Consider the following 22715-nt stretch of genomic DNA (forward strand, 5'->3'; position numbering starts at 1 on the left):
AGCGGATTCCTGCGTCATCATGGGCCACTTTTGTATGGCAGCCCAAAGGACGCCCCATGAATCTGCCTCCCCGCCAACAACAAATCCTCGAACTGGTCCGCGAGCGCGGCTACGTCAGTATCGAGGAAATGGCGCAGCTATTTGTTGTCACCCCGCAAACCATCCGCCGCGATATCAATCAGCTGGCGGACGCCAATTTGCTGCGCCGCTACCACGGCGGCGCGGCCTATGACTCCAGTGTCGAAAACACCGCGTACGCCATGCGTGCCGACCAGATGCGCGACGAGAAACAGCGCATCGGCGAGGCCATTGCCGCGCAAATCCCCGACCACGCCTCGCTGTTCATCAATATCGGCACCACCACCGAGTCAATCGCCCGTGCGCTGCTGAATCACAACCACCTGAAAATCATCACCAACAACCTCAACGTCGCCACCATGCTCAGTGCCAAGGATGACTTTGACGTGCTGCTGACCGGCGGCAACGTGCGGCGTGACGGCGGTGTGGTGGGCCAGGCCAGCGTGGACTTCATCAACCAGTTCAAGGTCGACTTTGCCTTGGTGGGTATTAGCGGCATTGATGAAGATGGCAGCTTGTTGGATTTCGATTACCAGGAAGTCAGGGTTTCCCAGGCGATCATCGCCAATGCCCGCAAAGTGATCCTGGCGGCGGACTCGAGCAAATTTGGGCGCAATGCCATGATTCGTTTAGGGCCGATCAGCCTGGTGGACTGCCTGGTGACGGATCAGCAGCCGGTGCCGGCGCTGGTGCAGTTGCTGAATGACCATAAGGTTCGCCTGGAAGTCGTATAGCGTCTGCACTGACGTCATCGGGGGCAAGCCCCCTCCCACCCTTCGAGCTGTGAATACGCTCGAATGTGGGAAGGGGCTTACTCCCACAATGGCGCGCCATCACACACCCTTTTCCTCAAGCCTTTCCAAGGCTCATGTTCACAATTCTTCCTTTCCCCACCCTTTGATGAGTTTTTTCAATCAAAGTCGAGTGGCTGTGCGCGCGTTTATCAGCTACCATTTTCGCAAATGAACATTAATGTTCGAATTCCAAGACGAAAAAATCGCGAGGCCAGCCGATGAACCCTTCCACCTTGCCTGCATCACCGCTTGCCGAAGTCTATGACGTTGCCGTAATCGGTGGCGGGATCAACGGCGTCGGCATTGCAGCAGACGCAGCCGGTCGCGGTTTGTCAGTATTCCTTTGCGAAAAGGACGACCTGGCCAGCCACACCTCCTCCGCCAGCAGCAAGCTGATCCACGGCGGCCTGCGCTACCTCGAACATTACGAGTTCCGCTTGGTGCGTGAAGCATTGGCCGAACGCGAAGTGCTGCTGGCCAAGGCCCCGCACATCGTCAAGCAGATGCGTTTTGTATTGCCGCACCGCCCGCACCTGCGCCCGGCGTGGATGATCCGCGCAGGTCTGTTCCTGTATGACCACTTGGGCAAACGCGAAAAGCTCGCCGGTTCCAAAAGCCTCAAGTTTGGCGCTGACAGCCCGCTGAAAAGCGAAATCACCAAGGGTTTCGAATACTCCGACTGCTGGGTCGATGACGCCCGCCTGGTGGTGCTCAACGCCATGGCCGCTCGCGAAAAAGGCGCGCACATTCACACCCAGACCCGCTGCATCAGCGCGCACCGCAGCAACGGTATGTGGGATATGAACATGGAACGCGCCGACGGCAGCCTGTTCTCGATCCGCGCCCGCGCTTTGGTGAATGCCGCCGGCCCGTGGGTCGCCAAGTTCATCAAGGAAGACCTGAAGCTGGATTCGCCCTACGGCATCCGCTTAATCCAGGGCAGCCACCTGATCGTGCCGAAACTGTACGAAGGCGCCCACGCGCACATCCTGCAGAATGAAGACCAGCGCATCGTCTTCACCATTCCGTACCTGAACCACCTGACCATCATCGGCACCACCGACCGCGAATACACCGGCGATCCGGCGAAAGTGGCGATCACCGAAGGTGAAACCGACTACATGCTCAACGTGGTAAACGCGCACTTCAAGAAACAACTGAGCCGCGATGACATCGTCCACACCTACTCCGGCGTACGACCGCTGTGCAACGACGAGTCGGATAACCCATCAGCGATCACCCGCGATTACACCCTGTCGGTGTCGGGCGGCGCAGGCGAGGCACCGATTCTGTCGGTGTTCGGCGGCAAGCTGACCACCTATCGCAAGCTCGCCGAGTCGGCGATGGCGCAATTGGCCCCGTATTTCACCCAAATGCGCCCAAGCTGGACCGCCAAGGCCAGCCTGCCGGGTGGCGAAGACATGACCTCACCAGAAGCCCTGGCCGAAGCCATTCGCCACAAATTCGACTGGGTGCCGAGCGAAATCGCACGCCGTTGGTCCACCACCTATGGCAGCCGCACATGGCGCCTGCTGGAAGGCGTGCAATCGCTGGCCGACCTGGGCGACCACTTGGGTGGTGGCCTGTATACCCGAGAAGTCGACTACCTGTGCGCCGAAGAATGGGTGACCCAACCTCAGGACGTGCTGTGGCGCCGTACCAAGCTTGGCCTGTTCACCACACCGGAAGAACAGGACAACCTGCAACGTTACCTGTCCCAAGTTGAGCAGAACCGCAGCAAGACTCAGGCGGCCTGACAGACTCTTCATACAAATGCCCCTGCGCCGCGAGGCCCAGGGGCTTTTTTATGCGCGCCAGGTCATTCGGTTTTCCGAACGCAACACTCCAAGCTATTCGGTTTGCCGGACCGTACAGTTACATATTTACCGTCACACAAAGTTAATCATCATATAAATCATACGGTTAGCCATTTAGCCCTGGCCTGGCACGACTCATGCTCTACACTCTTGGACGATTGCCTGGGACGCCTCAGGAGCCGTCACGGGCATTCGCTGTACAAGAGAGCCGTCTAACTGGCTTCATAAAAAAAACAAATGTCGAGGAAGTATTGATGCGCATCGTTCCCCATATCCTGGGCGCAGCTATCGCTGCTGCTCTGATCAGCACTCCAGTTTTTGCCGCCGAACTCACCGGCACACTGAAGAAAATCAACGACTCCGGCACCATCACCCTCGCGCACCGCGACAGCTCCATTCCGTTTTCCTACATCGCGGATGGTTCGGGCAAACCGGTTGGCTACTCCCACGACATCCAAGTAGCTGTCGTCGAGCAACTGAAAAAAGACCTGAACAAGCCCGACCTGAAGACCAAGTACAACCTGGTCACCTCGCAAACTCGTATTCCGCTGATCCAGAACGGCACTGCGGACCTTGAGTGCGGCTCCACCACCAACAATGCCGAGCGCGCTCAGCAAGTCGACTTCACCGTCAACATCTTCGAAATCGGCACCCGCCTACTGGTCAAGAAAGACAAGGACGGCAAGCCGTCTTACGCCGACTTTGCCGACCTGAAAGGCAAGAACGTCGTGACCACCGCTGGCACCACGTCCGAGCGCATCATCAAAGCGATGAACGCTGACAAGCAGATGGGCATGAACGTCATTTCCGCCAAAGACCACGGCGAATCCTTCCAAATGCTCGAAAGCGGCCGCGCCGTTGCGTTCATGATGGATGACGCCCTGCTGGCCGGCGAAGAAGCCAAGGCGAAGAAGCCGGATGATTGGGTAATCACCGGTACTCCACAGTCCTTCGAAGCCTACGCCTGCATGGTTCGCAAAGGCGATCCAGACTTCAAGAAAGCCGTAGATGGCGCCATCACCGCCCTGTACAAATCCGGTGAAATCAACAAGATCTACAGCAAATGGTTCGAGAGCCCGATTCCACCTAAAGGCCTGAACCTGAACTTCCCAATGAGTGACAAGGTTAAAGAGCTGATCGCCAACCCAAGCGACAAGCCAGCGCCTGACGTAAAAATCTGACACTGATCTAACCTTATCTCCTGAGGGAGCAACCCTCCCTCAGGCGTCTGTAATTACCTGCTGGATTTAACTTGGAACACTCGACCTGGCGGTTTTCGAGCCGATCGTGTGTGCCTGGCGTTCATCGCCAGGAGGGAATGGATTTTCCCCAAGCGGGTGCTTGTACATCGATCGATCTCGAGGGGAGACCCTAATGAATTACAACTGGGACTGGGGCGTGTTCTTCAAGTCCACCGGCGTGGGCAGCGAGACTTATCTCGACTGGTACATCGCCGGCTTGGGCTGGACCATTGCCATCGCTGTCGTGGCATGGATTATCGCCTTGCTGCTGGGCTCCATTCTGGGGGTCATGCGCACTGTGCCAAACCGCCTCGTATCGGGCATCGCGACCTGCTACGTGGAACTGTTTCGTAACGTGCCGCTGCTGGTTCAGCTGTTCATCTGGTATTTCCTGATACCCGACCTGCTGCCGCAAAACCTGCAGGACTGGTACAAACAAGACCTGAACCCGACCACCTCGGCCTACCTGAGCGTCGTCGTGTGCCTTGGCCTGTTCACCGCCGCCCGCGTGTGTGAGCAAGTGCGCACCGGCATCCAGGCTTTACCACGTGGCCAGGAATCCGCTGCGCGCGCCATGGGCTTCAAGCTGCCGCAGATCTACTGGAACGTGCTGCTGCCGCAGGCCTACCGCATCATCATTCCGCCGCTTACCTCGGAATTCCTCAACGTGTTCAAGAACTCCTCCGTGGCGTCCTTGATCGGCTTGATGGAACTGCTGGCACAAACCAAGCAGACCGCCGAGTTCTCGGCCAACCTGTTTGAAGCCTTCACCCTGGCCACGCTGATCTACTTCACCCTGAACATGAGCCTGATGCTGCTGATGCGCGTGGTCGAGAAGAAAGTCGCAGTGCCCGGCCTGATCTCCGTGGGGGGTAAATAATGGAACTCGATTTCAGCGGCATCATCCCCGCGATCCCAGGCCTGTGGAACGGCATGGTCATGACCTTGCAGTTGATGGTCATGGGCGTGATCGGCGGTATCGCCCTGGGCACGATCCTGGCGCTGATGCGCCTGTCGTCCAGCAAACTGCTGTCGCGCCTGGCCGGCGCCTATGTGAACTATTTCCGTTCGATCCCGTTGCTGTTGGTGATCACCTGGTTCTACTTGGCCGTACCGTTCGTACTGCGCTGGATCACCGGCGAAGACACACCCATCGGAGCGTTCACCTCCTGCGTCGTGGCCTTCATGATGTTCGAAGCCGCGTACTTCTGTGAGATCGTGCGGGCCGGCGTGCAGTCGATTCCCAAGGGCCAGATGGGCGCAGCGCAAGCGATGGGCATGACCTATGGCCAGACCATGCGTCTGATCATCCTGCCCCAGGCGTTCCGCAAGATGACCCCGTTGCTGCTGCAACAGAGCATCATCCTGTTCCAGGACACCTCGCTGGTCTACACCGTGGGCCTGGTGGACTTCCTCAACTCCGCCCGCTCCAACGGCGACATCATCGGCCGCTCCAATGAGTTCCTGATCTTTGCCGGTGTCGTCTACTTCATCATCAGCTTTTCCGCCTCGCTGCTGGTCAAGCGTCTGCAAAAAAGGTTTGCCGTATGATCTCTATCAAGAACATCAACAAGTGGTATGGCGACTTCCAGGTGCTGACCGATTGCAGCACCGAGGTCAAAAAAGGCGAAGTGATCGTGGTGTGCGGGCCTTCGGGCTCGGGTAAATCCACCCTGATCAAATGCGTCAACGCGCTGGAACCGTTCCAGAAAGGCGACATCGTGGTCGACGGCACCTCCATCGCCGACCCGAAGACCAACTTGCCGAAACTGCGCTCGCGCGTGGGCATGGTGTTCCAGCACTTCGAACTGTTCCCGCACCTGACCATCACCGAAAACCTGACCATCGCACAGATCAAGGTGCTCGGCCGCAGCAAGGAAGAAGCCACCAAGAAAGGCCTGCAACTGCTGGAGCGCGTCGGCCTGTCGGCGCACGCCCACAAGCACCCTGGCCAACTCTCTGGCGGCCAACAACAACGTGTGGCGATTGCCCGCGCCCTGGCCATGGACCCGATCGTCATGCTGTTCGACGAACCGACCTCGGCCCTGGACCCGGAAATGGTCAACGAAGTGCTGGACGTGATGGTGCAATTGGCCCAGGAAGGCATGACCATGATGTGCGTAACCCACGAAATGGGCTTTGCCCGTAAAGTGGCCGACCGCGTGATCTTCATGGACGCCGGCAAGATCATCGAAGACTGCCCGAAAGAAGAATTCTTCGGCGACATCAGCGCCCGCTCCGAGCGTGCGCAGCACTTCCTTGAGAAAATCCTGCAGCACTAAGCACTACATAGCTCCTGCTGTAGAAACAGGGCCAATGTGGGAGGGGGCTTGCCCCCCGATAGTGGTGGATCAGCGATAGATATACCGACTGAAACACTGCAATCGGGGGCAAGCCCCCTCCCATGCTGGACCGCACAGGCTGGCAGCTCTGGTTGACCCAAGGCATCTGTGATGAAATGCGACCCCAACCAATTTCGCGCCGCACCGCCATCACTTGCCGTGAAGCCTCGTCTGATTCGCCAACTGTTCCTGCCGCCGTTGATCGTCGCCCTGATGATCGGCTTGGGTTATATCGGCTTTTGGATCAGCGAGTACTACGGCATCCGCACCCTCAGCGACACGGGCGAACGCCAGTTGGAGCTGCATGCCCGCACCGTCGAAAGTGAACTCAGCAAATACACTTACCTGCCCAGCCTGCTGGAGCTGGAGACCAGCGTCTCGCAGCTGCTCGCCGACCCGAGCCAGGAAACCCGCAAAAACGTCAACGACTACCTCGAAGGCCTGAACCGACGCAGTCGCAGTCGGGCCATCTACGTGATGGACACCACCGGTCGGGTGCTGGCCACCAGCAACTGGCGCGATGCCGACAGTTACCAAGGTGAAGACCTCTCCTTCCGCGCCTATTTCCAGAACGCCGTGCGCGGCCAGCCCGGGCGTTTCTACGGCATCGGCAGCACCAATGGCGAACCCGGTTATTACCTGGCCCACGGGTTGGAAGAGCACGGCAAGATCATCGGCGTCGCAGTGGTCAAGGTACGCCTTGAAGCGCTGGAAGAACGTTGGCAACGTGCGCGCCTGGAAGCCTTCGTCAGCGACGAGAACGGCATCATCATCCTCTCCAGCGACCCGGCCCGCCGCCTCAAGGCCGTGCGTCCGTTGAGCAATGAAACCAAGGATCGCCTGGCCCACAGCCTGCAATATTACTGGGCCACGCTGAACGAGCTGGAACCGCTGGCCCGTGAGCGCTTGAACGAAGGCACCGAAAAACTGACCTTTCCGGCCAACAGCGAAGTGGTCAACGACGAGCACGAAGTCAGCTACCTGGCGCAAACCCGACCGCTCAACGACACACCGTGGAATTTCACCCTCCTCACTCCCCTCAATGACCTGCGCCGCGCAGCGATCAACCAAGGCATTCTGGTGGCTGTCGCATTTGGTCTGGTGGCATTCCTGCTGATTGCCTGGAATGAGCGACGCAAAGTCATCGCCACCCGCCTCGCCGCACGGGAAGCCTTGCAGGAAGCCAACAGCCAGTTGGAGCGTCGGATTGCCGAACGCACCGCCGACCTGCGCGCCAGCAACGAACGGCTCAAAGGCCAGATCCGCGAACGACGCCAGGCCGAAGAAACCCTGCGCCGTGCCCAGGATGAGCTGGTGCAGGCCGGGAAACTGGCGGCCATCGGCCAGATGTCCACCAGCATTGCCCACGAATTGAACCAGCCGTTGGCCGCGCTGCGCACCTTGTCCGGCAACACCGTGCGCTTCCTGGAGCGCGGCGCCCTGGACACCGCCAGCGCCAACCTCAAGACCATCAACGAACTGATCGACCGCATGGGCCGCATCACTGCCAGCCTGCGCTCCTTTGCCCGGCGCGGTGACGACCAGGGCGAAGCCAACCTCGCCAAGGCGGTGGACGCTGCGTTCCAGGTACTGGGCGCGCGCCTGGACAGCCTGCCGCTGACCGTGCATCGCGACTTCGTTGCGGCCCATTTGCAGATCGACCAGACACGCCTGGAGCAGATCCTGGTCAACCTGATCGGCAACGCCCTTGACGCCATGCAGGCACAACCCGCTCCCGAGTTGTGGCTGGAAGGCAGTGTCGCCGAAGGCAAATACCGCCTGCATGTACGCGACAACGGCCACGGCATCGACGCCGAGGCGCGCAAGCATTTGTTCGAACCGTTCTTCACCACCAAGCCCGGCGAGCAAGGTCTGGGCTTGGGCCTGACCCTGTCCGCCAGCCTCGCGGCGGCCACCGGCGGCACGCTCGCCGTTGAGCATCCGGCCAGTGGTGGTACCGCTTTTGTCCTGAGCCTGCCGCTGGTAGGCGCTCAACAAGCTGAGTCGACATGAATATTGATCCTCAAGACCTCACCGTGCTGATCGTCGAAGACGACCCCCATGTGCTGCTCGGCTGCCAGCAGGCCCTCGCGCTGGAAGATATTCCCAGCGAAGGCGTGGGCAGTGCCGAAGAGGCGTTGAAGCGCATCGGCGAGAACTTCGCGGGCATCGTGATCAGCGACATTCGCCTGCCGGGCATCGACGGCCTGGAGCTGCTCACCCGCCTCAAGGCCCTGGATAAAAGCCTGCCGGTGGTGCTGATCACCGGGCACGGCGATATCTCCATGGCCGTCGGCGCCATGCGCAATGGCGCTTACGATTTCATGGAGAAGCCCTTCTCTCCCGAACGCCTGGTGGATGTCGCCCGTCGTGCCCTTGAGCAACGCGCACTCGCGCGGGAAGTCTGGTCACTGCGCCGTCAGTTGGCCGAGCGTGACTCCCTGGAAGGCCGCATCATCGGCCGCTCCCCCGCCATGCAGAACCTGCGCGAGCTGATCGCCAACGTCGCCGACACCTCAGCCAACGTGCTGATCGAAGGCGAGACCGGCACGGGTAAAGAACTGGTCGCCCGCTGCCTGCATGATTTCAGCCGGCGCCACTCGCACCAGTTCGTCGCCCTCAACTGCGGCGGTCTGCCGGAGAACCTGTTCGAAAGCGAGATTTTCGGCCACGAAGCCAACGCATTTACCGGCGCCGGCAAGCGGCGCATCGGCAAGATCGAGCACGCCCACGAAGGCACGCTGTTTCTCGATGAAGTAGAAAGCATGCCGATCAACCTGCAGATCAAATTGCTGCGGGTGTTGCAGGAACGCACTCTGGAACGCCTGGGTTCGAACCAGAGCGTCGCCGTGGATTGCCGCGTGATCGCCGCCACCAAGTCCGACCTCGACGAACTGAGCCGCGCCAGCCAGTTCCGCAGTGACCTGTACTACCGCCTCAACGTGGTCACGTTGGAACTGCCGCCGTTGCGCGAGCGCCGCGAAGACATCCTGCAACTGTTCGAACACTTCCTGCAGCAGTCATCCCTGCGCTTCGACCGCACCGCGCCGGAGTTGGACAACCAGACCCTGTCCAGCCTGATGAGCCATGACTGGCCCGGCAACGTGCGTGAGCTGCGCAACGTCGCCGAACGTTTCGCCCTCGGCCTGCCCGCCTTCAAAAAAAGCGGCGCCAGCAGTGGCAGCCACGGCCTGGCGTTTACCGAAGCGGTGGAAGCCTTTGAGCGCAACCTGCTCAGCGACGCCCTGCAACGCAGCGGCGGCAACCTGACCCAGGCCAGCCAGGAACTGGGGATGGCCAAGACCACCCTCTTCGACAAGGTCAAGAAATACGGGTTGAGTCACTGATGGATCTATTCTTGAAAGCCGCCCTCGGCGCGGCGGTGGTACTGATATTGGCCGCATTGGCCAAGACCAAAAACTATTACATCGCGGGGCTGGTACCGCTGTTTCCGACCTTTGCGCTGATCGCCCATTACATCGTCGGCAAGGGCCGTTCGGTAGACGATTTGAAGACCACGATCCTGTTTGGGATGTGGTCGATCATTCCGTACTTTGTGTATCTGGCGACGTTGTATGTGATGGTTGACCGCATGCGGCTGGAGGCCTCTTTAGCCGTAGCCGCGGTAGCGTGGCTGATCGCCGCGACGATCCTGGTGAGTATCTGGGTACGCCTCCATACCTGACCCGACTCGGTCAAAAAATGTGGGAGGGGGCTTGCCCCCGATAGCGGTGTGTCAGTCAGTTCATCTTTAACTGATCCACTGCAATCGGGGGCAAGCCCCCTCCCACATTTTTAATCGAGGTGTGTCAGCGGACTATCTTGTCGACCTGGATGCCCAGCTTCTTCAGGCGATACCAGAAACTGCGCTCAGAGATCCCGATCTTCGCCGCCGCCGCAGCCTGCACGCCATTACTCTCCTGCAACGCCGCCAGTATGTAGGCCTTCTCCACCTCCGCCAGCGCCGCATCCAAGTCCTGAGGAATCCCTGGCCCGTCGCTGAGAATCGTCGTCACGCCCAGCTCGCTCGGCTTCGACGCAAACAGGTAACCCGGCAGGTCGATATCCTCGATGACCGGCGATGCCGCCACAATCGTTGCGCGTTCCACACAATTTTGCAGCTCGCGGATATTGCCGGGCCAGTGATACGCGGCCATCGCCTGCAATGCTTCGGGGCTGAAGCCGGTGATGCGTTTGCCCGCAGTGGCGCTGAGGGTCTGGGCGAAGTGACGGGCCAGGGGCGCGATGTCTTCGACGCGCTCGCGAAGGGCCGGCAAAGGGATCGGGAACACGTTGAGGCGGTAATACAGGTCTTCGCGAAACTCCTTCTTGGCCACCGCTTCCAACAGGTTCTTGTTGGTGGCCGCGATCACTCGCACATCCACCTTGCGCTCGCGGGGATCGCCCACCGGCTCGATGACCCGCTCCTGCAATGCGCGCAGGATCTTGGCCTGCAACGCCAGAGGCATATCGCCGACTTCATCAAGGAAGAGCGTGCCTTTGTCGGCCTGCATAAAACGCCCTACCCGGTCCGCTACCGCGCCAGTGAATGCGCCTTTGCGGTGGCCGAACATCTCGCTTTCCAGCAGCCCTTCCGGGATTGCGGCGCAGTTGACCGCCACGAAGGGTTTGTCGGCACGGCTGCCGTGTTTGTGGATGGCACGGGCGACCATTTCCTTGCCGGTGCCGCTTTCACCGGTCAGCAGGACAGTGGCGCTGCTGTCACGCACCGATTCCACCGCTTGCAACACCGTGCGAAACGCCGGGCTGTCACCCACCAGGCTGTCGAACTGGGCATGCTCATCCAGCTCGGCGCGCAGGCGTGCGTTGTCGCGCATGATGTCGCGAAACTGCAAGGCTTTGCTGACGGTGATGTCCAGCTCGTCGATATCGAACGGCTTGGCGATGTAGTCATAGGCGCCGTTGCGCATCGACTGCACGGCGTTTTTCACCGTGCTGTAGGCGGTCATCACAATCACCGGCACATGGGGGTAGCGCACCTTGATCTCCGCCAGCAGCGCCGGCCCGTCCATACCTGGCATGCGCCAGTCACTGATCACCAGGTCGATATCTTCCTGCTCCAGCACCTTGAGCGCGTGCAGACCGTTACCGGCGATAAATACCTGGATGCCGTTCTGACTCAGGGCCGACGCCAGCAGATCACAGAGCTTGGGTTCGTCGTCGACCACTAGAATGTTATGCGTCATGACTGTCCTCGTCGTCTTCGCCCATCGCCGGAATGTACAGGCTGAAGGTGGCGCCGGCATCTTTCTCGCTGGCGCATTCAATGCTGCCGTCGTGACTTTCCATGATCGAATAGACCTTGGCCAGACCCAAGCCAGTACCCGAGGCCTTGGTGGTGACGAAGGGCGTAAAGATGCGCTCGACCATCTCTGCCGGAATGCCCTGGCCGGTGTCGGCAATGCTGATAACGGTGTTGTCGCCCACTGTGCGAATCCCCACGGTCAGGCGCCCGCCTTCGGGCATCGCGTCGATGGCGTTGAGAATCAGATTGAGGCACGCCTGTTTGAGCTGTTTGGCATCCGCGTAAATAGTCGCGCCCGGTGCCTGGTCGTCGATCTGCGCATCGATGTTGTGAGTAGCCAGTTCCGGGGCGCAGAAACCGAAGATTTCCTCCACCAGCGGACGTGCCGGCTGCACCACACGTAGCGGCGGATTGGGCTTCGCGAAATCGAGGAACTCGGTGATCAGGTCGTTGATGCGGCTGACTTCACTGATCACGTACTCCAGGTGGCGCTTATCGGTGTCCGCCAGGTCGGCGCGGCGGTGCAGCAACTGGGTAGCGGTCTTGATGATGCCCAGGGGGTTGCGGATCTCGTGGGCCAGGCCCATGGCGACTTCGCCCAGTGCATGCAGGCGATCGCGGCGGCGCAACTGGGCTTCGAGGTGATGCAACTCGCCCAGACGCTCGGTCATATGGTTGAAGGTGCTGCTCAATTGCGCCAGCTCATCGCCGCCGCTGACCGCTACGCGATGGGTGTAATTGCCGGAAATCACCGCACTCACGCCTTGGGACAAGTCTCGCAGCGGCCGGGTCAGGCGCCGTGACACCAACACCCCCGCCGCCAATGACAGCGCCGAGCTGACCAGGAATATCAAGACGAACAGATTGCTCTGGTTGACCAGCCCCACCAGGCTGCTATGGCGCAGCAGGCCGCTGAAAATCACGCCCTGCAAATCGCCCGCGTCGTTGAAGATCGGCCAGTACAAACCGCTGTAGTTATTGGTGAATTGCTCGCTGGGCTGTTTGGTGCTGCGCATAGCCGCTTCAACATTTTTGGGGATGCGCGACGGGTGATCCTCGAAGCGCTGGGTCGAGAAAATTTCCGAGAAGCCCTCGGGGTTGGCCAGGTACAGGCGCAGGTCAAGGGAGTGCACATCGGCCACGCTGGTGAGGAAACTGCTGTCCAGGTAAGTGGCCACCAGCAACTGGTAGTCGACGCCGTCCCGGGAAGTGTCGAACGTAGAGACCACAATGCCCGTGCTCACGCCCGCCACCTGCACCGTCTGCAACACCGCGTTGCTGGTCAGGCTGATCTGCTTGACGATGTCGTCGGAGGCGGTGCTGAACACCGTTTTGTGGTCACTGACGCGAATCAACGCGACCACGTCAATGTCCGTGGCATCGGCGATGTCGGCCGTCAGCCGGTCGTGCCGGGCAGCTTGCCGGTTCTCCGGCGGGCTGGTGTAGCGCAGGAACAATTTGGCCATGCGCGCGTTGTCATGAAGGATGTCGCCGATCTCGTCCTTGACGATCTTGGTCGACTCCTGCAGCCAGATCCGCACGTTGCTGTCGAAAATCTGCGACAGCGTGGTAGCGGCCAACTCCGCCGCGATCATGGTGGGAATCACGCTGACCAACCAGAATGCCAGCACCAGCTTGCGCTGGACACTCCAGCGCGAAATGGCAAAGGGACGGGCTTTCTGGCGGGTCTTGGTGATCATCGGGTTTCGCTTATCGCAGCAGCCATGGCAGGGTCGGAACGGTCCGGTCGAATAAACAGTTTTACAAGCTTGAGCAGGCCATTGACCAGCCGGTTGCGGTGGCGGAAAAACACACTGTTGCCCTGGAACTCACAGCCCAGGCGCAGCTTACTGGCATACCCGGCCTGCCCGCACTCGTACACCGCAATATTGTGCTCAATACAATAGTCGACGTTGGTCAGCCAGCTACGGAAATACAGGTTGTAGTCGCGGGTGAAGTTCACGTCATGCCCGAAGAACTTGTCCACCAGCCGATGCTCATCCACCAGCATCAGGTTGAACGCCACCAACTGCTCGTCCACCCAGTAAAGCGCACACACCGCGCGTGACTCAAGGCGTTCAAGCACACCGGTGAAGTAGCCCGCAGGCAGGCGTTCGAATTGCAGCTCGGCGCGGGTGAGTGTGGCTTCGTAAAGGCGCATGACCTCAGGCAGTACATCGTCGATGTTGCGCCGCCACTCCACCCGTGGCCCCGGTGCGCGCAGTTTGCGACGCAGATCCTTGCGCGTGGATTTGCCCAGAGAGCCCAGGTAGGCGTCCACTGAACCGTAGGGCAACGGCAACACACCGGTGGGCAGGCTCGGCATGGTCTGGAAACCGGCGGCGCGACAACTGTCGGCCCAGTGCGGATCGTTGCTCGGCGCGTCCTTGACCGCCACCAGGCCGATACCGAAGTCATCGGCGTCGTGGCGTGCGGCGTCCAGCACATGCTTGAGCAACAACGGGCGGCGCGACTCGGGGACGTGGCGGGAAAATCCGGCATCACAGCGCTCGGCCACCGGCGAGCCGATGGCATAGAGGCCCAATGTCAAAACCCCCGGCCACCGTCGCTCAAGGCGTTCGGTGAAACGCTTGCCGACGCCTGAAACCGTGGTGTCGAGGCGGTAATGGGTGATGAACGCGGGGGCGACTGCCACCAGGGTTCCGTCTTCGTAGACCGCAAGGTAGCGCCACTGGAAATCATCGAGGGCCGCGTTTTCCACGGCGACGTAATAGTCCCAGTCTTCCAGGGCACCGGGGAAGCAATCGTTCCACGCACTGCGCTGGAGGGCCCGGATGGTGGGGAAGGCTTGGGTGGTGATCACATCGTTTCCATATTCAGGGCCTGGGACCGGCGATTTTTTGTGGTGAATGGGGCTATCTGTGATGAAAGGTTTTTTGTAGTGAATGGTACTTTTTGTGGTGAGCAGTACTTTTTGTGGTGAGCGGTACTTTTTGTGGTGAATGGCACCTTTTGTGGTGAGCGGTACTTTTTGTGGTGAGCGGGCTTGCCCCGCGCTGGGCTGCGAAGCAGCCCCACTCCAGGCAACGAGTTTCTCCAGCTAGACCGCAATGGCCGGTTTTGGGGCGGCTTCGCCACCCAGCGCAGGACAAGCCTGCTCACCACTAGAGCCCTGCATACCACAACACTCTGGAGGGTCCGGATGGTGGGGAAGGCTTGGGTGGTGATCACATCGTTTCCATATTCAGGGCCTGGGGCCGGCGATTTTTTGAGGTGAATGGGGCTATCTGTGATGAAAGGTTTTTTGTAGTGAGTGGTACTTTTTGTGGTGAATGGCACCTTTTGTGGTGAGCGGTACTTTTTGTGGTGAACGGCACCTTTTGTGGTGAGCGGTACTTTTTGTGGTGAGCGGGCTTGCCCCGCGCTGGGCTGCGAAGCAGCCCCACTCCAGGCAACGAGTTTCTCCAGCTAGACCGCAATGGCAGGTTTTGGGGCGGCTTCGCCCCCCAGCGCAGGGCAAGCCTGCTCACCACTGGAGCCCTGCACATCACAACCCCTCTGCTCACCACTACAGCCCTGCCCACCACAAAACCCCTGCTCAGCAAACACTGAGCCGGAGCCCGCTGCAGATGTATGCCGCTCGATGAACGCAGCACTCAACTCAATCACCCGCCGGTATTGCAGGTCGACGGTGATCATGTGGTAGCAGTTATCCAGCAGAATCTTGGTCACTGGGCCGCCAAGGTGGCGCTCTACATAGTCGGCGTTCCAGCGGCTGGTGATGTCGTCCTCGATGGAGTGCAGCACCAGCGCCGGCACGTTGATCCGGGGCATGCGTTTTTTGACCACTGCGTTCATCCAATGCAACTCGCGCACGGTGACGCCTTCCATGGTCAACAACCCCGCTTCGCTACTCTCGCCCTCTTTCATCTGGCGTTCGACAATCGCCCGCAGGCGCTCATTCTTGATGCCGTAGGGCGGTTTCTCAGTGAAGCGAAACAGACGCACACCAAAGGGAATCCGGATCAGCAACGGCGTGATGAACGCCATTTTGTTGATGCTCCAACCGTCGTACTTCAAGGTGGTCGAGTACATCAGCAGCCCGGCGACCTGCCCCGGGTGTTCCGAGGCCACGTACATCGACATCACCGCGCCCATGGACAAACCGCCAACGAACACCTGTGCGTGGCGCCGCTTGATCTGTACGAAGGTCTTGCGCACGCCTTCATACCAGTCGCGCCAGCCGGTGGCCTGCAGGTCGCTGTTATCGCCGCAGTGTCCCGCCAGCGTCGGCACGTACACCGTGCAATTGCCGGCCTTGGCCAGGCCTTTAGCGACCTGGCGCAATTCAGTCGGAGTGCCGGTCAGGCCGTGGATCAACAGGATCCCGACCGGACCATCACCGAGAACGAATCCGGCATCACCTTCACCGAGGTCGATCTCTGCACTGTTCACCGATTGGTCGCTCGCACCAGCAACTGCTCAAGCAGCTTCAGGCCCAGTTCGATTTCCGGGTAGCTGATTTCCAGGGACGGTGCCAGGGTGATCACGTTCTTGTAGTAACCGCCCACATCGAGGATCAGGCCGAGTTTCTGGCCATCCACCACCATGTCGCCCTTCATGCCTTCTTCAACCATGTAATCCAGGGTCGCCTTGTCCGGGGTGAAGCCATCCGGTCCGCAGATTTCGCAGCGCAACGCCAGGCCCAGACCGTCGACGTCGCCGATGATCGGGAAACGTTTCTGCAGGTCCTGCAGGCCTTCGAGGAAGAACTTGCCCTTGGCCATGACCATCGCGCCGTAGTCGACTTCGTTGGTCATCTTGAACATCTCCAGGCCCACCGCCGTGCCCAACGGGTTGGAGGCGAAAGTGGAGTGGGTGGAACCCGGCGGGAAGATCTTCGGGTTGATCAACTCTTCACGGGCCCAGATACCGCCCAGTGGGTTAAGGCCGTTGGTCAGCGCCTTGCCGAACACGATCACATCCGGCTGCACGTCGAAGTGTTCGATCGACCACAACTTGCCGGTGCGGTAGAAGCCCATCTGGATTTCGTCGGACACCATCAAGATGCCGTGCTGGTCCAGCACGTGCTTGAGTTCGCGGTAGAAGTTCATCGGCGGGATCACGTAGCCGCCGGTGCCCTGGATCGGCTCGACGTAGAACGCGGCGTATTCACTCTGGCCGACTTTCGGGTCCCACACGCCGTTGTATTCGGTCTCGAACAGGCGGGCAAATTGCTGCACGCAGTGGCTGCCGTACTCTTCCTTGGTCATCCCTTTGGGGCCCCGGAAGTGGTACGGGAACGGGATGAACTGCGCGCGTTCACCGAAGTGGCCGTAGCGGCGGCGGTAGCGGTAGCTGGAGGTGATCGACGAGGCGCCGAGGGTACGCCCGTGGTAGCCGCCTTCGAAGGCGAACATCAAGCTTTTGCCGTTGGTGGCGTTACGCACCACTTTCAGGGAGTCTTCAATCGACTGCGAGCCGCCGACGTTGAAGTGCACGCGACCGTCGAGGCCGAATTTCTTCTTGGCGTCCACCGCGATCATTTCCGACAGCTCGATCTTGCCTTTGTGCAGGTACTGGCTGGCGATTTGCGGCAGGGTGTCGATCTGCTGTTTCAGCGCATTGTTCAAGCGCGGGTTGGCGTAGCCGAAGTTGACCGCGGAGTACCACATTTGCAGGTCGAGGTAGGCCTGGTCTTCGGTGTCCCACACATAGGAGCCTTCGCAGCGGCTGAAAATACGCGGCGGTTCGATGTAGTGAACGGTGTCGCCGTAGGAGCAGTACTTGGCTTCTTTATCCAGGAGGACCTGGTCTTCGGCGGTAGCGATGCGGATATCAGACATGGTGGAAAATTTCCTGAGTGTCGGCAGTGAAGGAGGTAGCGTTGGCGGCGATGCCCAGAGGCAGTCGGGCCAGCAACGCAGGCACTTCGGCGAAGGTGTCGAAGCGCGCGTGAGGGATGTTGTTGGCCTCGCAGTACTGGGCGAGGCTGCCTTTGGCGAACACGAAGTCGGCGGTGGACGCCACGCACATGTCGGACTTGCCGTCGCCGATCACCAGCACGCGCTTGTTGCGCGGTGTGGATTTGCACTTGCAGTTGCCGGACGCGGCGCGGCAGGCATCGCTGGAATAGGGGAAGTCAATGCGCCAACTGTTCTGGTCGACCTGGCGCAGGCGGTTAGCGAGGATCGGCAGCAAGGTCACGTAGTTGCGCGACAGGATCCGCGCAATGCCTTGTTCGATGCCGTCGCTGACCACCTCAATGGACGCGCCCAGGCCGATCACGTGATCGACGAAATCCGGGAAATCCGGGTCGATCTCAACGCTGTCGAAGTACGCCAGCAATTCGCTGGGGGTGGCCTTGATCAACGCCAGTTGGCGGCTCAGGCATTCGCGTGAACCGATATGCCCGTCCAGCCATTGCTGCTCGATGGTTTCCCATTCGGGGCCGGCGAAGCGTTGGAGGACGTTGTCGATGACATCGGTGGGGGTGATGGTCCCGTCGAAGTCGCACACGATATGCCAATCAATCATTGTGGTTACCTTGATGGAGTGCGCTGTCTGCGCTTTCATCAGAGCTAGAGCAGGGAGTGTGCCAATTGGTTAAAGCCCCGCAGGGCTGGGGGTTTAACGGGTGTAAGCGGGGAATTTGTGTCGTGAGAGCTACAATTTTTGTAGCTTGCTACAAACAAGATGAGTGCTTGCATGGGGGCGATGGTTTGCGCGTTCATGCGCGTGTATTCACTTAGGAACTGTGACCATGTTGAGGATCACATGCGCGGCGTTCGCCGGTTTACTGAGCCTCGCCGCCCAGGCCGAAGGCATCAGCGGTGACGTCGGCGCAGGCGTCAGCTACCAACCCCACGATCCGACCGGCAGCCGCTACGAAACCCGGCCCGTGCCCTATCTCGACCTGGACTGGGGCAACGTGAGCCTGAGCACCGACGACGGGCTGAGATGGAGCGCGCTGAACACACAGGGTTTAAGTGCCGGTCCGTATATCAATTACTTGCAGGGGCGCACCTCCAACGGTTCGCTGCAGGGGATGCGCAATGTGTCGGACATGGCCGAGGTCGGGGGTTTTATCCAGTACGCGCCGGCTGACTTCTGGCGGGTTTACGCCCAGTTGGGCCAGGCCGTCGGTGGCGGGCACTCCCAGAGCGGCGCGCTGGGCAAGGTCGGCGGTGAGCTCGGTTACCCGCTAGGCGGTGGAATCATCGGCAGCAGCGGCCTGGTGGCGCATTTCGCCGATGCACGCCAGACCCAGACGTTTTTCGGGGTGGATGATAACGAAGCGGCGGCCACAGGCTTCAAGGCCTACAACGCCAGTGGCGGCTTCCAGAACGTAACCCTGAGCCAGAGTTTCCAATTCCCCCTTGCGCCCAATTGGTCACTGCTGACCAGCGCAAGTTGGGTGCACCTGGTGGGCTCGGCGGCCAACAGCAGCATCGTCAAGCAGACCGGCGACGTGAACCAGGGCCAGGTACAGACGGCGATCAGCTACACGTTCGATTGATCACTTCGGCCCCATGTGAGAGGGACTTGCCCCTCCCACATGGGGCCGCATTTCAGTTTTCTTCGCCTTCGGCCAGCAGCGCTATCCCACCGATAATCACCGCCACGCCTACCCAGTGCAGCGGGCTGATATGTTCCCCCAGCCCCAGCCACGACCCCAGTAGCACCACCACAAACACCAGTGAACTGAGCGGAAACGCCAAGGACAAACTGCTGCGCCGCAGGATCAGCATCCACACGAAAAACGCGCCGATGTAGCAGGCAATCGCTGCGAGGATCCCAGGGTTACGCGCCACGTCGGCCAGCCACTGCCAGTTGAAATCCATTTGCCCCAACTGGTCACCGGCGACTTTGGTAAATAACTGCCCGGCGCTCTCGGTGCAGATCAGTAAGGCCCATAGCACCACGGTGCCAAAACGCCCATGCAACCACGCGTGCGAATTCATGCCTGACTCCCTGCAATCGCCACCAACATCACCCCCAAGGTAATCACCAGCGTGCCCAGCCAACGGCGGCGGCTGACGGTTTCGCCCAGCACCACTTTGCCCGCCAGCACCACCCCGCAATACGCCAGCGCAGCGGCTGGAAACAACAGGCTCAACGGCGCGCGGGACAAGGCTTCCAGCCAGATAAAAAACTCAATGACGTAGGCCCCGATCCCCGTCCACAGCAACGGCGCATTAAACACCTGGCCCCAGAACGCGTTCAGGCGAAAGCCACCTTCCAGCTCCGGCAAACGGTCCAGGCCGAGCTTGAAACACAACTGGCCGATCACATCGAGCACGATGGAAAACGCCACCAGCAACACCACGGTCAACGTCACGGGAACAGCTCCTCAAACAGGTCGATCAGGGCCTCATTGGTGGCGGCGTTGCGCTGCAAATCCTCGGGGCTCCAACGCTCCGCTGGAGGCTGGTCAGACTTGGCTTCCCAGCGCTTGAAAGCATTGCTGAAGGCCGGTGTAGCGAACTCGCCGCACACGTCGATACCGATGATTCGCTTGCGTGCCGCCAGCGCGCGCAAGGCTTGCAGCAAGTGGGTCAGGCGCATGCCGCCCTGGTCCCAGTTAGTCGCCGCGTCTTCGCTGGCGAGCACGTCTTTGTCGACGGTAATCCAGATCGCGTCAGTGGGCAGGCTGCTGATCATCTGCTCCAGGAACGCGGCCCAATCCAGCTCAGCAAGGTTGCGCCAGTGCAGGTGGTTTTCCTGCTGTTGGTGACCGGCGCCATCGCCGACCCTGCCCCACACTTTCGACGGCGGGTGTTGCCACGGGAACAGCTGCAAATGCCCGCGCTTGAGCGCACCAAGGTTGCCGCCGCGCAGCTGCGGGTTGTGCAGGTCATCGCTGCACGGGCCGAGGGTGACGATGCGTTTGATCGCCGGCATCTTCAGCGCGCTGTTGACCCACGAACCGCAGTGGCGCTTGGGCGCAAAGCGCACCCAATCGGGATGGTTGTCGAAGTGGATCAGGCTGATGGGTTCTTTGAGATCGGCAAGGAATGCTGGCGTGAGGTGGTGATAATCGCCGGAGCCGACAAATAGGATTTCCGGTCGCGCATCCGTGGGCCGTGGCCGTTGGGCCAGGCGTTCGGCGAAGCGTTTCCAGGTTTTTTCGGTGGACCACAGGCGCAACTTCGGGCCCAGGTCGAGCAGGTCGATGCGCGTGGCACGGCCACTGGCCAAACGCCGGGCAATCGGTGCCTGACCGGTGAGGCTGTGGTCGAGGTCAAGAATGTTCAAGGTAATGTTTCCCCTATGGCTTTAGGGGGTCAATGCAAGGGGCGGGCCAGCGAGATATTCAGATTCACACAGAATCTCATGTGGGAGGGGGCTTGCTCCCGATAGCAGTGGTTCAGTCAATACAGGTGTTGACTGACACTCAGCTATCGGGAGCAAGCCCCCTCCCACATGGGAACACGGTCAGGCTCGGGCTTCGTTGATGATCTGGCGAATCGCGCCCACAAAGGCTTCCGCCGGCTGGCCACCGCTGACGGCGTACTGGTCGTTGAACACGATGGTCGGCACCGACGTCACGCCACGGGAGGTCCACAACTGCTCTTGTTCACGGACTTCGGCGGCGTACTCGTCGGAGGCGAGAATCTCGGCGGCGCGCTTGATATCCAGGCCGACGCTCTCAGCAATAATCGCCAGGGTGGCGTGGTCGGACGGGTCTTGGCCATCGGTGAAATAGGCCTTGAACAACGCTTCCTTGAGGTTGTACTGCAAACCTTCAAGGCCAGCCCAATGCAACAGGCGGTGGGCATCGAAGGTGTTGTAGATACGGCTCTGGCCATCGGTGCGGAAGGCAAAGCCCAACTCGGCGCCCATGTCGCGGATACGCGCACGGTTGGCCTGGGACTCTTCGGCGGTCGAGCCGTATTTTTCAGTGATGTGTTCGACGATGTTCTGACCCATGGCGGGCATGTTCGGGTTCAGTTCGAACGGTTGGAAATGAATCTCGGCCTGCACCTCGGTGCCCAGTTGGTCGAGGGCCTCAGTCAGGCCGCGCAGGCCGATGATGCACCAGGGGCAGGACACGTCGCTGACGAAATCGATTTTCAGGGGAGTACTCATGGTAGGCAACCTCGTTGGCAGTCATACGCCGCAAAGGTTGCACGATACACCACCTCACAGCAGCTTCGCAGGCGCCGCCTGATCAATCTGCGCCCAATGGGCAGCGTCTTCACGATGAGCTTGCAGGTACGGCAACACGGCCGTCAGCAGCGGCGCCTTGAAGGCTTCCTGAAAACGATGGGCCATGCCGGGAATCAGTTTCAATTGGCTGCCCTGGATATGCGCCGCCAGGTGCACGCCGTGCATCACCGGCAATAACGGATCGGCGGTGCCGTGGACCACCAGGGTCGGCACACGCAACTGGTTGAGCAACGGCACGCGACTCGGCTCAGCGAGAATCGCCATGATCTGGCGTTTCACGCCCTCCGGGTTGAAGGCGCGGTCGTAGGACAGCGCCGCCTGGTGCAGCAACGCTTGGCGATCATCCTTGATAGTCGGACTGCCCAGCGCGGCCAGCAAGTCAGCCTGTTGCTCCAACGCGACTTCACGATTGGGCGCGCCGCGCCGTGACAACAGTTGCACCAGCGCCGCACTCGGTGCCGGCAAGCCTTCAGCGCCAGAGCTGGTCATGATCAAGGTCAGGCTCTCCACCCGCTGCGGCGCCATGGCCGCCAAGTGCTGGGCGATCATGCCGCCCATGCTCGCGCCGAGGACGTGGAACTGCTGAATCTGCAACGCGCTCATCAGCCCGAGCGCATCATCGGCCATATCGGTCAGGGTGTAAGGCGCCGCCACCGGCAAGCCGAGCTTGTAGCGCAGCACTTCAAACGTGAGATTGGCGTTGGCCGGCGCCTCGCGCCAAGTGGACAGGCCGACATCACGGTTGTCATAGCGGATCACCCGAAAGCCTTGTTGGCAGAGGGCAACCACCACTTCGTCCGGCCAGTGGATCAACTGCCCGCCCAGGCCCATCACCAGCAGCAAGGCCGGGTCGGACGCACGGCCGATACTCTGGTAGGCGATGCTCACCTTTTCCAGGTCGACCGTTTGGGTCGGGACATTGACATCACATCGAGACGCCGCAAAAGACGGCAGGCCGAACAATAAGGCGGCCAGTAAAAGCAACACGCGCATGAAAAACACCGAAACGCAGAACCCCAGTAGAGCGCGAGTCTGATGAAGTT

General features: G+C 60.3%; 21 protein-coding genes. 10 read left to right on the plus strand and 11 right to left on the minus strand.

All coding sequences use genetic code 11. The features are described from left to right. The first annotated feature begins 56 nt into the window (after nt 1-56). The 9 genes from G9Q84_RS01030 to G9Q84_RS01070 all read left to right on the plus strand — a co-directional run bounded on the left by G9Q84_RS01030 (nt 57) and on the right by G9Q84_RS01070 (nt 9957). Nucleotides 57-812 carry a DeoR/GlpR family transcriptional regulator gene (locus tag G9Q84_RS01030; RefSeq protein ID WP_032891803.1) on the plus strand — a complete coding sequence of 252 codons (756 nt, stop codon included), beginning with the start codon at nt 57-59 and terminating at the stop codon, nt 810-812. 278 nt (nt 813-1090) lie between these two features. Further along, on the plus strand, nt 1091-2629 hold the full coding sequence (gene glpD / locus G9Q84_RS01035) for a glycerol-3-phosphate dehydrogenase (RefSeq protein ID WP_095183948.1): 1539 nt from the start codon (nt 1091-1093) through the stop codon (nt 2627-2629). Between the two features lie 314 nt (nt 2630-2943). After that, nucleotides 2944-3870 (plus strand): glutamate/aspartate ABC transporter substrate-binding protein, encoded by a 927-nt coding sequence (locus G9Q84_RS01040; protein WP_032891807.1) that lies wholly within the window; start codon nt 2944-2946, stop codon nt 3868-3870. Nucleotides 3871-4063: 193 nt separating this feature from the next. Then, on the plus strand, nt 4064-4810 hold the full coding sequence (locus tag G9Q84_RS01045) for an amino acid ABC transporter permease (RefSeq protein ID WP_032891809.1): 747 nt from the start codon (nt 4064-4066) through the stop codon (nt 4808-4810). Then, entirely contained in the window at nt 4810-5481 is a 672-nt protein-coding gene (locus G9Q84_RS01050; RefSeq protein WP_032891811.1) for an amino acid ABC transporter permease, read from the plus strand. Before G9Q84_RS01045 ends, G9Q84_RS01050 begins: the two co-directional genes overlap by 1 nt. Then, on the plus strand, nt 5478-6212 hold the full coding sequence (locus tag G9Q84_RS01055) for an amino acid ABC transporter ATP-binding protein (RefSeq protein WP_042560754.1): 735 nt from the start codon (nt 5478-5480) through the stop codon (nt 6210-6212). Before G9Q84_RS01050 ends, G9Q84_RS01055 begins: the two co-directional genes overlap by 4 nt. A 171-nt stretch (nt 6213-6383) precedes the next feature. Next, entirely contained in the window at nt 6384-8285 is a 1902-nt protein-coding gene (aauS, locus tag G9Q84_RS01060; protein ID WP_032891816.1) for a two-component sensor histidine kinase AauS, read from the plus strand. Next, nucleotides 8282-9619 (plus strand): two-component response regulator AauR, encoded by a 1338-nt coding sequence (gene aauR, locus G9Q84_RS01065; protein WP_032891818.1) that lies wholly within the window; start codon nt 8282-8284, stop codon nt 9617-9619. The genes aauS and aauR overlap by 4 nt, the downstream gene beginning before the upstream one ends. Continuing rightward, nucleotides 9619-9957: a GlpM family protein gene (locus G9Q84_RS01070; protein ID WP_095183946.1), complete on the plus strand. Its 339-nt coding sequence runs from the start codon at nt 9619-9621 to the stop codon at nt 9955-9957. Before aauR ends, G9Q84_RS01070 begins: the two co-directional genes overlap by 1 nt. A 124-nt stretch (nt 9958-10081) precedes the next feature. Here the strand turns inward: G9Q84_RS01070 and G9Q84_RS01075 are convergent, their stop codons facing one another. The 6 genes from G9Q84_RS01075 to G9Q84_RS01100 all read right to left on the minus strand — a co-directional run bounded on the left by G9Q84_RS01075 (nt 10082) and on the right by G9Q84_RS01100 (nt 18036). Then, complete coding sequence (locus G9Q84_RS01075; RefSeq protein ID WP_122680291.1) at nt 10082-11479, minus strand: sigma-54-dependent transcriptional regulator; 1398 nt, start codon at nt 11477-11479, stop codon at nt 10082-10084. After that, on the minus strand, nt 11469-13238 hold the full coding sequence (locus G9Q84_RS01080; RefSeq protein WP_095183944.1) for a sensor histidine kinase: 1770 nt from the start codon (nt 13236-13238) through the stop codon (nt 11469-11471). Before G9Q84_RS01080 ends, G9Q84_RS01075 begins: the two co-directional genes overlap by 11 nt. Continuing rightward, nucleotides 13235-14362, minus strand: a complete 1128-nt coding sequence (locus G9Q84_RS01085) for a GNAT family N-acetyltransferase (protein ID WP_032891823.1) — start codon at nt 14360-14362, stop codon at nt 13235-13237. The genes G9Q84_RS01080 and G9Q84_RS01085 overlap by 4 nt, the downstream gene beginning before the upstream one ends. Nucleotides 14363-14967: 605 nt before the next feature. After that, on the minus strand, nt 14968-15954 hold the full coding sequence (locus tag G9Q84_RS01090) for an alpha/beta fold hydrolase (protein ID WP_181642752.1): 987 nt from the start codon (nt 15952-15954) through the stop codon (nt 14968-14970). Next, nucleotides 15951-17345: an aspartate aminotransferase family protein gene (locus G9Q84_RS01095; protein ID WP_032891824.1), complete on the minus strand. Its 1395-nt coding sequence runs from the start codon at nt 17343-17345 to the stop codon at nt 15951-15953. The genes G9Q84_RS01090 and G9Q84_RS01095 overlap by 4 nt, the downstream gene beginning before the upstream one ends. Next, nucleotides 17338-18036 (minus strand): MtnX-like HAD-IB family phosphatase, encoded by a 699-nt coding sequence (locus tag G9Q84_RS01100; protein WP_181642753.1) that lies wholly within the window; start codon nt 18034-18036, stop codon nt 17338-17340. The genes G9Q84_RS01095 and G9Q84_RS01100 overlap by 8 nt, the downstream gene beginning before the upstream one ends. Before the next feature lie 226 nt (nt 18037-18262). Here G9Q84_RS01100 and G9Q84_RS01105 point away from each other — a divergent pair, with 226 nt between their 5' ends. Continuing rightward, nucleotides 18263-19018 carry a MipA/OmpV family protein gene (locus G9Q84_RS01105; protein ID WP_032891826.1) on the plus strand — a complete coding sequence of 252 codons (756 nt, stop codon included), beginning with the start codon at nt 18263-18265 and terminating at the stop codon, nt 19016-19018. 52 nt (nt 19019-19070) lie between these two features. On the opposite strand, the gene G9Q84_RS01110 is transcribed toward G9Q84_RS01105, so the two are convergent. The 5 genes from G9Q84_RS01110 to G9Q84_RS01130 all read right to left on the minus strand — a co-directional run bounded on the left by G9Q84_RS01110 (nt 19071) and on the right by G9Q84_RS01130 (nt 22665). Then, nucleotides 19071-19463, minus strand: coding sequence for a DMT family transporter (locus G9Q84_RS01110; protein WP_032891827.1), 393 nt, complete (start codon nt 19461-19463; stop codon nt 19071-19073). Then, complete coding sequence (locus G9Q84_RS01115; protein ID WP_181642754.1) at nt 19460-19840, minus strand: DMT family transporter; 381 nt, start codon at nt 19838-19840, stop codon at nt 19460-19462. Before G9Q84_RS01115 ends, G9Q84_RS01110 begins: the two co-directional genes overlap by 4 nt. After that, a complete protein-coding gene (locus G9Q84_RS01120) occupies nt 19837-20757 on the minus strand; it encodes an arginase family protein (RefSeq protein ID WP_181642755.1) in 921 nt (306 codons plus the stop codon). The genes G9Q84_RS01115 and G9Q84_RS01120 overlap by 4 nt, the downstream gene beginning before the upstream one ends. Before the next feature lie 180 nt (nt 20758-20937). Then, nucleotides 20938-21591, minus strand: coding sequence for a DsbA family oxidoreductase (locus G9Q84_RS01125; RefSeq protein ID WP_032891830.1), 654 nt, complete (start codon nt 21589-21591; stop codon nt 20938-20940). 54 nt (nt 21592-21645) lie between these two features. After that, the gene (locus G9Q84_RS01130; RefSeq protein WP_032891831.1) at nt 21646-22665 is read right to left on the minus strand and encodes an alpha/beta fold hydrolase; all 1020 of its coding nucleotides are present in this window, start codon (nt 22663-22665) and stop codon (nt 21646-21648) included. Nucleotides 22666-22715 lie beyond the last annotated feature (50 nt).

The sequence above is a fragment of the Pseudomonas sivasensis genome (genome assembly GCF_013778505.1).
GTDB classification, from domain to species: Bacteria; Pseudomonadota; Gammaproteobacteria; order Pseudomonadales; family Pseudomonadaceae; genus Aquipseudomonas; species Aquipseudomonas sivasensis.

Bases quoted from the DNA above. Each gene is read 5' to 3' on its own strand.
- G9Q84_RS01030 (WP_032891803.1), top strand. From the start codon at position 57: ATGAATCTGCCTCCCCGCCAACAACAAATCCTCGAACTGGTCCGCGAG.
- glpD (WP_095183948.1), top strand. From the start codon at position 1,091: ATGAACCCTTCCACCTTGCCTGCATCACCGCTTGCCGAAGTCTATGAC.
- G9Q84_RS01040 (WP_032891807.1), top strand. From the start codon at position 2,944: ATGCGCATCGTTCCCCATATCCTGGGCGCAGCTATCGCTGCTGCTCTG.
- G9Q84_RS01045 (WP_032891809.1), top strand. From the start codon at position 4,064: ATGAATTACAACTGGGACTGGGGCGTGTTCTTCAAGTCCACCGGCGTG.
- G9Q84_RS01050 (WP_032891811.1), top strand. From the start codon at position 4,810: ATGGAACTCGATTTCAGCGGCATCATCCCCGCGATCCCAGGCCTGTGG.
- G9Q84_RS01055 (WP_042560754.1), top strand. From the start codon at position 5,478: ATGATCTCTATCAAGAACATCAACAAGTGGTATGGCGACTTCCAGGTG.
- aauS (WP_032891816.1), top strand. From the start codon at position 6,384: ATGAAATGCGACCCCAACCAATTTCGCGCCGCACCGCCATCACTTGCC.
- aauR (WP_032891818.1), top strand. From the start codon at position 8,282: ATGAATATTGATCCTCAAGACCTCACCGTGCTGATCGTCGAAGACGAC.
- G9Q84_RS01070 (WP_095183946.1), top strand. From the start codon at position 9,619: ATGGATCTATTCTTGAAAGCCGCCCTCGGCGCGGCGGTGGTACTGATA.
- G9Q84_RS01075 (WP_122680291.1), bottom strand. From the start codon at position 11,479: ATGACGCATAACATTCTAGTGGTCGACGACGAACCCAAGCTCTGTGAT.
- G9Q84_RS01080 (WP_095183944.1), bottom strand. From the start codon at position 13,238: ATGATCACCAAGACCCGCCAGAAAGCCCGTCCCTTTGCCATTTCGCGC.
- G9Q84_RS01095 (WP_032891824.1), bottom strand. From the start codon at position 17,345: ATGTCTGATATCCGCATCGCTACCGCCGAAGACCAGGTCCTCCTGGAT.
- G9Q84_RS01100 (WP_181642753.1), bottom strand. From the start codon at position 18,036: ATGATTGATTGGCATATCGTGTGCGACTTCGACGGGACCATCACCCCC.
- G9Q84_RS01105 (WP_032891826.1), top strand. From the start codon at position 18,263: ATGTTGAGGATCACATGCGCGGCGTTCGCCGGTTTACTGAGCCTCGCC.
- G9Q84_RS01110 (WP_032891827.1), bottom strand. From the start codon at position 19,463: ATGAATTCGCACGCGTGGTTGCATGGGCGTTTTGGCACCGTGGTGCTA.
- G9Q84_RS01125 (WP_032891830.1), bottom strand. From the start codon at position 21,591: ATGAGTACTCCCCTGAAAATCGATTTCGTCAGCGACGTGTCCTGCCCC.
- G9Q84_RS01130 (WP_032891831.1), bottom strand. From the start codon at position 22,665: ATGCGCGTGTTGCTTTTACTGGCCGCCTTATTGTTCGGCCTGCCGTCT.